The organism is Kangsaoukella pontilimi (assembly GCF_009830125.1).
In the GTDB taxonomy this organism is placed as follows: domain Bacteria; phylum Pseudomonadota; class Alphaproteobacteria; order Rhodobacterales; family Rhodobacteraceae; genus Kangsaoukella; species Kangsaoukella pontilimi.
Genome location: NZ_WUPT01000001.1, coordinates 422,385 through 435,373 on the forward strand (window position 1 = coordinate 422,385; position 12,989 = coordinate 435,373).

13 protein-coding genes are annotated in these 12,989 nt (G+C 63.8%); 9 read left to right on the forward strand and 4 right to left on the reverse strand.

Features of this window, described 5'->3' with window-relative positions; genetic code table 11:
* Positions 1-31: 31 nt before the first annotated feature.
* Positions 32-892 (reverse strand): lysophospholipid acyltransferase family protein, encoded by an 861-nt coding sequence (locus tag GQ651_RS02190; RefSeq protein WP_160762578.1) that lies wholly within the window; start codon positions 890-892, stop codon positions 32-34.
* Between the two features lie 213 nt (positions 893-1,105).
* A complete protein-coding gene (pepN, locus tag GQ651_RS02195) occupies positions 1,106-3,691 on the reverse strand; it encodes an aminopeptidase N (protein ID WP_227257935.1) in 2,586 nt (861 codons plus the stop codon).
* 83 nt (positions 3,692-3,774) lie between these two features.
* Here pepN and GQ651_RS02200 point away from each other — a divergent pair, with 83 nt between their 5' ends.
* The 7 genes from GQ651_RS02200 to GQ651_RS02230 all read left to right on the forward strand — a co-directional run bounded on the left by GQ651_RS02200 (position 3,775) and on the right by GQ651_RS02230 (position 9,156).
* Positions 3,775-3,981: a hypothetical protein gene (locus tag GQ651_RS02200; protein ID WP_160762579.1), complete on the forward strand. Its 207-nt coding sequence runs from the start codon at positions 3,775-3,777 to the stop codon at positions 3,979-3,981.
* A 70-nt stretch (positions 3,982-4,051) separates the two neighbouring features.
* A complete protein-coding gene (locus GQ651_RS02205; protein WP_160762580.1) occupies positions 4,052-4,198 on the forward strand; it encodes a DUF2256 domain-containing protein in 147 nt (48 codons plus the stop codon).
* Positions 4,199-4,312: 114 nt separating this feature from the next.
* Complete coding sequence (locus GQ651_RS02210; protein WP_160763915.1) at positions 4,313-6,463, forward strand: malate synthase G; 2,151 nt, start codon at positions 4,313-4,315, stop codon at positions 6,461-6,463.
* Between the two features lie 18 nt (positions 6,464-6,481).
* Positions 6,482-6,910, forward strand: coding sequence for a GlcG/HbpS family heme-binding protein (locus GQ651_RS02215; protein ID WP_160762581.1), 429 nt, complete (start codon positions 6,482-6,484; stop codon positions 6,908-6,910).
* A 132-nt stretch (positions 6,911-7,042) separates the two neighbouring features.
* Positions 7,043-7,819 carry a gamma-glutamyl-gamma-aminobutyrate hydrolase family protein gene (locus GQ651_RS02220; protein WP_160762582.1) on the forward strand — a complete coding sequence of 259 codons (777 nt, stop codon included), beginning with the start codon at positions 7,043-7,045 and terminating at the stop codon, positions 7,817-7,819.
* Positions 7,820-7,889: 70 nt separating this feature from the next.
* Entirely contained in the window at positions 7,890-8,432 is a 543-nt protein-coding gene (locus GQ651_RS02225; protein ID WP_160762583.1) for a flavodoxin domain-containing protein, read from the forward strand.
* A 31-nt stretch (positions 8,433-8,463) separates the two neighbouring features.
* Positions 8,464-9,156 (forward strand): D-lyxose/D-mannose family sugar isomerase, encoded by a 693-nt coding sequence (locus GQ651_RS02230; protein ID WP_160762584.1) that lies wholly within the window; start codon positions 8,464-8,466, stop codon positions 9,154-9,156.
* Here the strand turns inward: GQ651_RS02230 and GQ651_RS02235 are convergent.
* Positions 9,129-9,608 carry a GNAT family N-acetyltransferase gene (locus tag GQ651_RS02235; RefSeq protein ID WP_160762585.1) on the reverse strand — a complete coding sequence of 160 codons (480 nt, stop codon included), beginning with the start codon at positions 9,606-9,608 and terminating at the stop codon, positions 9,129-9,131. The two genes, GQ651_RS02230 and GQ651_RS02235, sit on opposite strands and share 28 nt — an antisense overlap.
* Positions 9,605-10,798: a kynureninase gene (kynU, locus tag GQ651_RS02240; RefSeq protein ID WP_160762586.1), complete on the reverse strand. Its 1,194-nt coding sequence runs from the start codon at positions 10,796-10,798 to the stop codon at positions 9,605-9,607. The genes GQ651_RS02235 and kynU overlap by 4 nt, the downstream gene beginning before the upstream one ends.
* A 77-nt stretch (positions 10,799-10,875) precedes the next feature.
* Between kynU and GQ651_RS02245 the strand changes: the two genes are divergently transcribed.
* Both GQ651_RS02245 and GQ651_RS02250 read left to right on the forward strand, forming a co-directional pair.
* Positions 10,876-11,307 (forward strand): methyltransferase family protein, encoded by a 432-nt coding sequence (locus tag GQ651_RS02245; protein WP_160762587.1) that lies wholly within the window; start codon positions 10,876-10,878, stop codon positions 11,305-11,307.
* 106 nt (positions 11,308-11,413) lie between these two features.
* Positions 11,414-12,985, forward strand: a complete 1,572-nt coding sequence (locus GQ651_RS02250; protein ID WP_160762588.1) for a Re/Si-specific NAD(P)(+) transhydrogenase subunit alpha — start codon at positions 11,414-11,416, stop codon at positions 12,983-12,985.
* Positions 12,986-12,989 lie beyond the last annotated feature (4 nt).

Genomic DNA, 12,989 nt, shown 5'->3' on the forward strand with positions numbered 1-12,989 from the left:
TATGGCAGTCTGCTGTTCTTTAAGCCAGATTTCAGCGTGCCCAAGTGGGCATGCGCGTGTTCTGAACAAGCGATACAGCGGGGGCGTGGCGGCCGCCAAGAGCCAGCGTCGTGCGTTTCAGAAGCTCGATACCTTCTTCGGATTTCGCTGGAAGGGCCGAGGCCGAAACGGGCTCGCCCACGGTCAGACGATAGGGTTGACGGTCCTTGTTCAGGGTCTCGTGGAAGAGCGTGATGTCCCTCAGCGTCGGGTGTATGCGGTCGAAAAGGTAGAAGAGCGCAGAGTTTCGCGCCCGGATATTCACCGGGATGACGGGCAGGTCGTATTTCCGTGCGATCATCGCGGCAGACGGCATCCAGTCCCGCTCGTGCAGGCCGAGGCCGCGCCGTTTCGCCAGCCGTCCGGATGGGAAAATGACACCCAAGCGGCCGTTTTCAATGGCTTTTCGTGTATATTCCATTGTTTCGCGGGTTTTCGCGCGGCTGCGTTTCTCGGGTCGCCATTCGACCGGTGCGATCAGGCTTTCGAACTGGGGCAGAAGCCTCAGAATGTCGGAATTGGCATAGATGAAGAGGTCGGGTCGAAGGGGCCAGATCGCGTGATGCAGCATGATGCCGTCGGCGATGCCGGTCGGGTGGTTCGCCACGATCAGGGCGGGGCCGTTCCGGGGAATGTGCTCCAGGCCGCTGACGTCGACATTCCGTGCCAGAAGGCCGGCGACATGGTGCATGATCCGGTCGGTCGGCCAGTCCTTGTAAAGCCGCCCCAGCTCCAATGTCCGTTCATAACCCAAAAGGCCCATCAGCCCTTCGCGCAAGCTGCGCATTCCGGGTTCTGTGCCGAAGAGCCAAGGGGCCCGTTCTTCAATCAGGGGATCGAGACGCTCTTTCATACCCAACCTCTACAAACCGAGCGCAATCGTTTTATGACGGCAGTCTACCACCCAACGCGGGGTGCCTCATGCGTCACGGCGCAATTCTGCCGATGATCCAATAACGTCTGGCCCCGCACCTGGGTTCCTGGCGTGGAAAAAGCGCCTGCTGACGGGGCCTTGCGGTGCAAAGCTGATATGGTCGCGCTGCGCAGCGCTGACCCCGAGGCCGCTTCAGCCTCCGAGGATGCGGCCCACCATCTCGCTCGTGTCCCGACTCAACCCGTCAGCCGAGGCGATTCGCTCAAGCGCATCCCGCATCATGCCCTGCCGGTCGCCGTCATAGCGCCGCCATGTCTGGAACGGGCTGGTGAGACCGGCGGCAAGCTGCGGATTGGCGGGGTCAAGCCGGACGATCCAGTCGGCAGCGACCTTGTAGCCGGCGCCATCGGCGCTGTGGAACCCGGCGTGGTGGCGCAGCATCGTGCCCAGGACCGAGCGCACGCGGTTCGGTCTCCGCCAGTCGAAATCCGGGTGCCGGGTCAGGCGCAGAGCGGTTTCCACGGCGCGCGATCCTTTGACCGAACCGACCTGAAGGGCGAACCACTTGTCGAGCACATCCGGCGTCCTCGACCACCGCGCGTGGAAATCCGCCAGCGCGTCTTCGGCGGCCCCAAGGCGGAGCAGAACAGACAGCGCGGCGAGGCGTTCGGTCATGTTATCTGCCTGCGAATAAAGTGCCCGCGCTGCATCCGGGCCGTCGACGACCGACAGGCAGGACAGAGCGGCGCATCGAAGTGCCCGCCGCCCGGCGCCGTCCGCATCCGGGCGGTAGGGCCCGACCGGGGCAAGGTCGGCGTATAGACGCCTCAGGTCACCTGCCAGAAGCGCGGCAATCGCCTCGCGGAGACGCTCCCGCCCGGTCTCGATCAGGTCGGGGTCCGGCGTGCGTCCGGCCTCTGCCAGCGTCTGCGCGATGTCGTCATCCGAGGGCAGCCCCATCACAAGCGCGCGAAACGCCGGGTCAAGCGCATCGTCCCGAACCGCGCGGCCCATGGCGGCAAGCGTCTCGGGGTCGGGCTCACGATCTTCGGTCACCAGCCCGATGAAGCCTGCGCGGATCAGTTGGCGCCCGGCGTCCCAGCGATTGAACGGGTCCGTGTCGTGGCCGAAGATCAGCCGACGCTCGGCATCCGTCATCCCCGCCTCCAGAAGAACCGGCGCGCTGAAGCCGCGATTGATCGAGGGGAGGGGAGCTCCATCGGTCTTGGGCTGACCGTTCGGGGCGCTGCACGTCTCCCACGTTGCGGTCGATGGCACGTATCGCCAATGCGCTTCGGTGTCTTTCAGGGTGAGAAGGGTGGTTGGCGCAATCTCTTCGCCATCCGGTCCCAGAAGGCCAACGGCAAGCGGAATCCATCGGGGCCCGCCCAGTGTCTCCTGCCGCACACTCAGCGTCAGCGTCTCACCGTCCCAATGGCGCGAGACTGTCACACGGGGCGTTCCGGCTTCGGTCCACCAGCGCGCGAAGCCGTCCAGCGTGTCGCCCGCGACCTCCTGAAAACAGGCGAAAAACTCCTCGATCGTCGCGGCGTGGCCGTCATGGCGCGCGAAATACAGTTCCAACCCGGTCGCGAATGTCTCGGGCCCCAGAACGCTCGCCAGCATCCGCACGACTTCGGCGCCTTTCTCGTAGACGGTGACAGTGTAGAAGTTGTTGATCTCGACATAGGTGTCGGGTCGCGGCGGGTGCGCCAGAGGCCCCGCATCCTCGCGGAACTGCGCGGCGCGAAGGAGCAGCGCATCTTCGATCCGTTTGACGGCGCGGCTTCGCATATCGGAGGTGAATTCCTGGTCGCGATAGACCGTCAGCCCCTCTTTCAGGCAAAGCTGGAACCAGTCGCGGCAGGTGATCCGGTTGCCGGTCCAGTTGTGAAAGTACTCGTGTGCGACAACGGCCTCGATCCCCTCGAAGTCGCGGTCGGTCGCGGTCTCTGGGCTGGCCAGTACGTATTTCGAGTTGAAGATGTTCAGCCCCTTGTTCTCCATCGCGCCCGCGTTGAAGTCGTCCACCGCGACGATGTTGAACACGTCCAGATCATAGACCCGGCCGAAGCGGTCTTCGTCCCACCGCATCGAGCGGATCAGACTGTCGAGCGCGTAGCCGGTGCGCCCCTCGTCGCCCGGTCTGACCCAGACGTTGAGCTCCACGTCGCGCCCCTCGGCGGTTTGAAAACTGGCCGACGTGGCAACGAGATTACCCGCGACGAGCGCGAACAGGTAGGACGGCTTCGGCCATGGGTCGTGCCATTCCGCAAAACCGGGGCCAGAGCCCGTGGGGTTGCCGTTCGACAGAAGGACGGGAAGATCGCTCTCGATCCGCACGGTGAAGGGAGCCATGACATCGGGGCGGTCGGGGTAATAGGTGATGCGCCGGAACCCCTCGGCCTCGCACTGGGTGCAGTAAATGCCGCCCGACATATAGAGCCCTTCAAGCGCGGTGTTGCCCTCGGGCGCGATCTCGACCTCGGCCTCCCACAGGAAAGGCGCGGGCGGGACATCGACGGTGAGGCCGTCCGTGGTCAGGTCAGGCGAGACCGGCGCGCCGTCGATCAGCGCGGATATCAGGGTCAGCCCCTCGCCATCGAGCGTCATCCGCGCGGGCGCATGGTCAAGCGGTGCGAAGCGGATGCGCGACAGGACCCGCGTGGCGCCGGGCGCGAGGCGGAATGTGAGGTGGACCTCCGTCACCCGCCACCCGAATGGCCGGTAGTCGGCGAGGCGCGTTGTGCGTGGGGCTGTATCTTTCAAACTTTTCATCCGTGGCGACCTATTCGGAACCAGTTCGGTTTCCACACGTTGTCCCCCCGAACACGAAGCGAGACAAGGAAAGGATACCGCTCATGTCGGCACCCGATACCAATGTCGAAAAACAGACCGAACGTCACAGGACCCCGCTTGCCGGGATGGGCCTCGTGGCTGCCTTTGCTGGCGTCCTCCTTCTGGGCCTCGTCGTTTGGCTTGCAGCCAACGGCAACACGCCCGAAGAGACCGACCCGCAGGTCGAAGTTGTGCCCGGACTCGGCGCAACCGTTGAAAGCGACGGCTGAAACCACAGTATTTTAGTGAGTGTCGGCGCCCGGACCCCGTCCGGGCGCTTTTTTTGTACGGAAACGACCGATGCACAAGAAACCGCACCTTCCGACCAAGCTCTGCGCGACCTGCGGCAAGCCCTTTGCATGGCGGAAGAAATGGGAAAAGGTCTGGGACAAGGTGCGCTACTGTTCCGAGCGTTGCCGACGCTCTAAATCCGGAAAACCGGTCTGACAGGCGCTTTTTGCGCCAATATTGGTCAATTTCCTTTACCACGCAGGCTTGTCCTTGAGCCCGCGCGGCACTAGTTTGCCGCGCGACGGAATACAATGGCACACAGTGGGCGACATGAGCATGGACATGACCGAGAAAGAGGGCCTGCGCGTCGCGCCGGTTCTGGCCGATTTCATCGAGACCGAGGCACTTCCGGGCACCGGGGTCAGCGCCGCTGATTTCTGGGCCGCGCTCAGTGGGCTCGCGCACGACTTCGGGCCGCGCAACCGTGCGCTCCTTGAAAAGCGAGAGACCCTGCAAAAGGCGATCGATGAATGGCACATCCGGCACCGGAACCAGCCGCATGATCACGAGGCCTACAAGGCGTTTCTGTACGAGATCGGGTATCTCGTGCCTGAAGGTGACGCTTTCGAGATCGAAACCAAGGACACGGACCCCGAATTCGCCTCGGTTCCCGGCCCGCAGCTTGTCGTGCCGATCACCAATGCGCGCTACGCGCTGAACGCCGCGAACGCCCGCTGGGGAAGTCTCTACGACGCGCTCTACGGGACCGACGCCACGGATGGGAAACAGCCGAGCGGGCCCTACAACCGTGGCCGTGGCGCCCGCGTCGTGGCGCGGGCCCGCGTCTTCCTGGACGAGGCCTTCCCGCTGGAAGGCACCAGCCACGCCGACGCGCGCCGCTATTACGTGAACAAGGAGCAGCTTCTGGTGGACGACCAGCCGCTGGTCGATCCGTCGAAATTCGTGGGCTATCGCGGCCACCCCAAGGCGCCCGACGCCGTCATTCTCCGCAACCACGGCCTGCATGTGGAACTGATTTTCGACCGGACGCATCCCATCGGAAGCCGTGATCAGGCCGGTCTGGCCGATGTGCGGCTCGAAGCGGCGGTCTCGGCCATCATGGATTGCGAGGACTCGGTCGCCTGTGTCGATGCCGAGGACAAGGTTCTGGCCTATCGTAACTGGCTTGGCCTGATGAAGGGCGATCTGACCGACACGTTCCAGAAGGGTGGCGAGACAGTCACGCGCAGCCTGAACCCCGACATGACCTACACCGCTCCCGATGGCAGCGATGCGGTCCTGAAGGGGCGGGCGCTGATGCTGGTGCGCAATGTGGGGCACCTGATGACCAACCCGGCGATCCTGACCCGCGACGGCGACGAAGTCTTCGAAGGGCTGATGGACGCGATCGTCACCACGCTGATCGCGATGCATGACCTTGCCAAGGATGGCGGCCCGCGCAATTCGGCGACCGGGTCGGTCTATGTGGTGAAGCCCAAGATGCACGGGCCGGAAGAGGTCGCCTTCGCGGACGAGATCTTTACCGCCGTGGAAAAGGCGTTCGGCCTGCCGCAATACACCGTGAAGCTGGGCATCATGGACGAAGAGCGCCGCACCTCGGTCAATCTCAAGGAATGCATCCGCGCCGCCAAGCATCGCGTGGCCTTCATCAACACAGGCTTCCTCGACCGGACCGGCGACGAGATCCACACATCGATGGAGGCCGGGCCGTTCAGCCGCAAGGACTGGATCAAGCGCAAAGCGTGGATCACCGCCTACGAAAACCGGAACGTCGATATCGGGCTGGAATGCGGCCTGTCCGGCAAGGCGCAGATCGGCAAGGGCATGTGGGCCATGCCCGACAAGATGGCGGCCATGCTTCAGGCCAAGATCGAGCATCCGCAGGCCGGCGCGAATTGTGCCTGGGTGCCGTCGCCCACGGCGGCGACGCTTCATGCGCTGCATTACCACAAGGTCGACGTCTTTGCCGTCCAGAAGGCGCTAAAGGCTGCCGGTCGTCGCGCCCATGTGGACGGGCTTCTCGATATCCCGCTGGCGACATTCCAGAAGTGGAGCAAGGATCAGATCATCCGCGAGGTCGAGAACAACGCGCAGGGTATCCTCGGATATGTCGTGCGCTGGATCGATCAGGGCGTCGGCTGTTCCAAGGTGCCGGACATCAACGACGTGGGCCTGATGGAGGATCGCGCGACCTGCCGTATCTCGGCCCAGCATATCGCCAACTGGCTGCACCATGATGTCGTCTCTAAGGACGAGGTCATGGAGATCATGAAGCGCATGGCCGAAAAGGTGGACAGCCAGAACGCGGGCGATCCGGCCTATCGTTCGATGGCGCCGGAGTTCGACGGCATCGCCTTTCAGGCGGCCCGCGACCTTGTCTTCGAGGGGCGTCATCAGCCCTCGGGCTATACCGAGCCGGTGCTGCACCGGCGGCGGCTGGAACTGAAGGCGAGCCTCTGAGCAAAGGGAGACGGGGATATGGCGGAAATTTCGATGTCGAAGGCGCGCTCGATCATTCGGGCCACGCTGAAGAAAGGCCGTGAAATGGAGCTGAAGCCGCTTTCGGTGGTGGTTCTGGACGCGGGCGGTCATGTGAAGGCCTTCGAGCGCGAGGACGGTGCCTCCCCCGGCCGGTTCGAAATCGCGCGCGGCAAGGCCTATGGCGTGGTGATGACCGGCATGTCGGGCAGCGCGCTCCATGCAAGGGCCGAGGCGCAGGCCTATTTCGTGACGGCGCTCAACGGTGCCTATGACGGCAAGGTGATCCCCGTGCCGGGCGGTATCTTGATCCGGGACAAGCAGGGCCGCGTCATGGGGGCCGTCGGTGTCACCGGCGATACATCGGACAATGACGCGATCGCCGGCATGGCCGGTGTCGAGTCCGCCGGGCTGGTCGGCGAGGCCTGAGAAAGAGGCATTTGCACAGGTGTCTGATTGCGGACTGCGCTTTCTGCGCATCCGCACAGCCGCTTGTGCATTCGGGGGGCGTCCATTTCCCGCCTGAACCGTTATATTCATGGCGGAAAGGAGCGCGAATCCATGGCTCGTCCCGTCGTCGGCATCATCGGCAATCATCATCTGATCAACGATCAGTACGAGACCCATGCGGGCGGCCGCATGAACAGCGAAGCGGTGCGCGACGTCTGTGATGCAGTGCCGCTCATTGTGCCGTCGGACCCTGCGCTTGTGGATATCGAAGACCTGACACGAGTTTGCGACGGCTTCCTCTTCACCGGCGGGCGGCCGAACGTCCACCCGGAGGAATATGGCGAGGAATATACCGAGGCCCATGGGGCCATGGACCGGAACCGGGATCGGCTTGTGCTGCCGCTGATCCGCTCCTGCGTCGAGCGTGGGCAGCCCATTCTTGCGATCTGCCGGGGTTTCCAGGAACTGAACGTCGCCATGGGGGGCTCTCTTTACCCTGAAATCCGGGACCTGCCGGGTCGGATGAACCACCGGATGCCGCCCGACGGGACTTTGGAGGAGAAGTTCGAGCTCCGCCATGATGTGACCTTCACTGAGGGCGGCGTGTTCCACCGGATCATGGGCAAGAGCGTCGTGCGCACCAATACGCTCCACGGGCAGGGCATCAAGGAAAAGGGGCCGCGCGTCGTCATCGACGGATATGCTCCCGATGGCACGCCCGAGGCGATTTATGTCGAGGACGCGCCCGGCTTTACATTGGGAGTGCAGTGGCACCCGGAATATCGCGCCGCCTGCGATCCCGTGTCACGTCCGCTTTTCGAGGCTTTCGGCACCGCGCTCCGCTCATGGCAGGCCGGGCAACGCCCCGTTGCGCTCAAGACTGCCTGATTGCGCAGGATCAAGGCCCGCAGCCTCGGGCGCTGCCAAAGTCCTTCCATTCACAAGGAGGGAATAAAGCATGCGTATTGCCATCGTCTTTGCATCGACCGAGGGACAGACCCTCAAGATTAGCCAATTCATTCAATCCGAACTGATCCGTGCCGGGCACCAGACGGCTTTGCTGTCCGCCGACGCCGCCTTTGACATGGATCTGTTGCCTTACGACGGGGTCATTCTGGCCGCGTCGGTGCATGTGGGTCAGTATCAGGACAGCATGGTGGAATTCGCGCGCCACAGAGCGGTCACGTTGAATGCCATGCCGACGCTGTTCATCTCGGTCTCGCTCGGAGCAGCCGGAAATTCCGCGGAGGACTGGGAAGAGCTTGCGGCCATCGTGGGACGCTTCACCGAGGCAACAGGCTTTCACCCCGGCCGGGTCGAGCATGTGGCCGGTGCCTTCCGCTACGCGCACTACAGCTTTGTGAAATATTGGGCGCTTCGCTGGATCGAAGCCAAGAAAGACCCCGAGGCCGTACCGGGCGAAGACAAGGAATATACCGATTGGGATTCTGTCGCGGCTAAGGTCGGGGACTGGACGGCGGGCCTGTCTGCTGGCACCTAGTGACAGAACCAGGACGTGAGGCGGCGGCATTATGAAAAGATCGACGGTCAATGACATCATGGCGGCAGCGGATGACATGATCCGCAGCCATGGCTTTACTCTGCCGCCCTTCGCCAACTGGAGCCCGGACGAATTCAAGGCGAATGCAGACCGCGCGCGCCGCGTCATCGATGCGCGCATGGGCTGGGACATCACGGATTACGGTGAGGGCGATTTCGACCGGATGGGGCTGTTCCTCTTCACGCTTCGGAACGGCAGCCTTGCCGACCTCGAACGCGGGCGCGGCATGGTCTATGCCGAGAAGCTGCTCATCAGCCGGCAGGATCAGCTCAGCCCGATGCACACCCATGTGATCAAGTCCGAGGACATCATCAACCGGGGCGGTGCCACCATGGCGATCCAGCTTTTCGGCTCGGACGATGACGGAAACTGTGCCGAGGACCGGGGCGGCACCGTTCTCTGCGACGGGATCGCGCGGGACTATGCACCGGGCGAGGTGATCCTGTTCGAGCCGGGCGAGAGCATCACGCTGATGCCGGGAGACTGGCACGCCTTCTGGGGTGAGGGGGGCGACGTGCTCATCGGTGAGGTCTCGACCGTCAATGACGATGTCACCGACAACATCTTCCGCGAGCCGATCGGGCGTTTCGCCGCCATCGAAGAGGACGTGGCACCCACCCATCTTTTGGTCAGCGACTATGACACCTGGCTTCCAGGCACCTGATCAAGCGCCATCGCCCACCGGCGGATCGTGACGCCGAACCGGTCGACAAGTTCCTCTTCGACGGTGCGCCAGCCGCGCCGCTCCAGAAACGGTTTCAGGTAATCGCTGGCATGGGTTGTCAGGCAGCCGATGCCACGCGTTCTGACCTCCGACAGGAAGCGGTCGTAGAGGGCGGTCGCGGTCCCGTCGCCCCGCGCGCGTGGCACCACGAAGAACAGATCGAGATGCCCGCCGGGCTGCATGGCGATCACGCCGGTCAGACCGTCCTCATCCTCGGACACCCAGGCGATGTCGGCGGCCAGACGCGGTTGCCACCAGTCCTCCATCCGCTCGGACGGCACCCATGCGCGGCGCTGCGCCTCGGTGTAATGCCCGGCCGCGCCGTTGAGGACGGCATCCACGTACACGGCATAGCTTGGTTCAGTGTCATCGGCCGTCCAGGGCCGGATCACGTCACCGCCTCGCGCCGGTGATAGGCTGGCTCGTCCCAGGCACGCGTCGCCATGATCTCGGCCAGGATGCCGACCGCGCGGTCGATCTCGTCAGCGCCCACGTAAAGGGGCGTGATCCCGAATCGCATGATGTCGGGGGCGCGAAAGTCTCCGATCACGCCACGGGCGATCATCGCCTGCATGGCGGCGTAGCCATGTTCGAAGCGGAAGGCGACTTGGCTGCCGCGCCGGGCAGGGTCGCGGGGCGAGGCAAGCGTCAGATCGGGGCAGGCGGCCTCGACCCCGGCGATGAAGCGCTCCGACAGCGCGACCGATTGCGCACGCACATCGGCAAGGTCGACCTCGTCCCAGACGTCCAGCGCCGCATCGAGTGCCGCGATCTGCAGAATCGGGGGTGTGCCGACGCGCATCCGGTCGATGCCATGTCCCGCGCGATAATCGAGGTCGAAGGCGAAGGGCGCTTCGTGACCCATCCAGCCCGAGAGGGCGGGAGTGACGCGGTCCGCCAGCTCGGGCGCGACATAGATGAACGCGGGCGCGCCGGGGCCGGCGTTCAGATACTTGTAGGTGCAGCCCACCGCGAAATCCGCGCCCAGCCCCGAGACGTCCACGGGGAACGCCCCCGCGGAGTGGGCCAGATCCCAGATGACCAGCGCGCCCTTCTGGTGGGCCTTCGCGATCAGCCGAGCCATGTCGTGGCGGCGTCCGGTGCGATAATCCACCTCGGTCACCAGAAGCGCGGCGGTGTCTTCGTCGATGGCCGCCTCAAGGTTCTCAGGCGCGGAGAGGCTCAGTTCATGACCGCGATCGAGGCTGCGGATCAAACCTTCGGCCATGTAAAGGTCGGTGGGGAAGTTGCCGGAATCGCTCACGATCTTGCGGCGGTCCGGGCGAAGGTCGAGCGCCGAAGCCAGTGCCTGATAGACCTTGATCGAGAGTGTGTCGCCAACCACTACCGTTCCCGGTGCTGCGCCGATCAGCCGCGCGATCCGGTCGCCCACACGGCGCGGCATGTCGATCCAGCCCGCGCGGTTCCAGCCTGTGATGACCATTTCGCCCCATTCAAGGCGCATCACATGATCCAGCCTGACAGGCACGGCGGAGGGCAGCGGACCGAGCGAGTTGCCATCCAGATAGATGATCCCCTCGGGCAGATCGAAGAAGGCGCGAGTCTTTGCGAAATCGGTCATGGCCGTGTGGTCGCGCGCGCCCGAGCAAAGGTCAATCCCCGTGGACAGTCGTTGCCGCCACGGGAATAGTGGCGCCTATGAAAAAGACACTCGATTATCCCCCCGTTTGGCTGGCCGCCTTCGTTCTCTTGTCGATCTATACAGGGCCGGGATGGGGGCATGTGGCCACGACCCTCGGCTGGACGCTGATCGCGAGCGGGTTGGTTCTGACCCTTGCGGCGGCGGCCGAGTTCAGGAAGCACCGCACGACGATCGTGCCTCACCAGACGCCGGAGTCGCTGGTCACCACGGGTGTCTACGCCCAGTCGCGGAACCCTATTTACCTCGCGGATGTGCTGATCCTTGCCGGGGTGGCCATCTGGACGGGCAGCATTCCGGGCATATTGTCGCTGCCCGTGCTGTTTCTCGTCCTCGAACGGCGCTTCATTTTGCCGGAAGAGGCCCGAATGGCTGAGAAATTCGGCGAAGAGTTCGAAGCCTACACACGTGCAACGCGACGCTGGTTCTGAATACAATTGTATGCAATTCGTCACTTGCTTGTGAAAGATAATTTCGCCCGGTAGATAGCCCCCCGAACAAGACGGTCGAAGACCGGACAGAGCACGGGGGATGCCCATGAAGATCGGAACGCCCAAGGAACTTGCGGCAGGGGAAGCGCGCGTGGCGATGACGCCGGCGAGCGCGAAGGAACTTCAGAAACTCGGATATGACTGCCTGATCGAGGCAGGTGCGGGTGCAGCGGCGGGTTTCGACGACAGCGCCTATGCCGCAGCGGGCGTCGAGGTTGTCGATACCGCGCGGCTCTGGTCCGAGGCGGATGTCGTCGCCAAGGTGCAGCCGCCCACAGAGGACGAGACCAAGACGCTCCGCGAGGGGCAGACGCTTATCTCGTTCTTCTGGCCTGCGTCGAACGAGGCGCTTCTGAACACCGCAAAGGACCAGAAGGCCAACGTCATCGCCATGGACATGGTGCCCCGCATCAGCCGCGCGCAGAAGATGGACGCGCTGTCGTCCATGGCGAATATCGCGGGCTACCGCGCTGTGATCGAAGCGGGCAACAACTTCGGCCGCTTCTTCACCGGTCAGGTGACTGCCGCGGGCAAGGTGCCGCCGGCCAAGGTACTGATCGTCGGCGCCGGTGTTGCCGGTCTGGCCGCCATCGGCACGTCGACCTCTCTGGGCGCGATCACGCTCGCCTTCGACGTACGCCCCGAAGTGGCCGAACAGATCGAGTCGATGGGCGCCGAGTTCGTCTATCTGGAATTCGAGGAAGCCAGTCAGGACGGCGCCGCCACGGGTGGCTACGCCGCCCCGTCGAGCCCGGAATTCCGTGAAGCCCAACTTGCGAAGTTCCGCGAGCTTGCGCCCGACATGGACATCGTCATCACGACCGCCCTTATCCCGAACCGGGATGCGCCGGTGCTCTGGACCAAGGACATGGTCGAGATGATGAAGCCCGGCTCGGTCATCGTCGACCTTGCCGCCGAGCGTGGCGGCAACTGCGAACTGACCGTCAAGGACGAGAAGATCGTCACCGACAACGGCGTCACCATCGTCGGCTATACCGATTTCCCGAGCCGGATGGCGACGCAGTCGTCGCTTCTCTACTCCACCAACATCCGTCACATGATGACCGACCTGACGCCTGAGAAGGACGGTCAGGTCGTCCACAATATGGAAGACGATGTCATCCGGGGCGCGACGGTGACCCATGCGGGCGAAATCACGTGGCCTCCCCCACCGCCAAAGACGCAGGCCATCGCGGCCCAGCCCAAGAAGGAAAAGCCGAAAGAGCTTACGCCGGAAGAGAAACGCGCCGCCGAGGTGGCCGCGTTCAAGAAGCAGACCCAGACCCAGGTGGGCCTTCTGGCCCTTGGCGGGGCGCTGCTTCTGGCCGTGGGCCTTGTCGCACCGGCGAGCTTCATGCAGCACTTCATCGTCTTCGTTCTGGCCGTTTTCGTGGGCTTCCAGGTGATCTGGAACGTCTCGCATTCGCTGCACACGCCGCTGATGGCCGTCACGAACGCGATTTCCTCGATCATCATCCTCGGCGCGCTCATCCAGATCGGCTCGTCCTCGGTGCTGATCGTCATCCTGTCGCTGCTCGCGGTCCTCATGGCCGGCGTGAACATCTTCGGCGGCTTCCTTGTGACACGGCGGATGCTCGCCATGTTCCAGAAATCTTGATTTA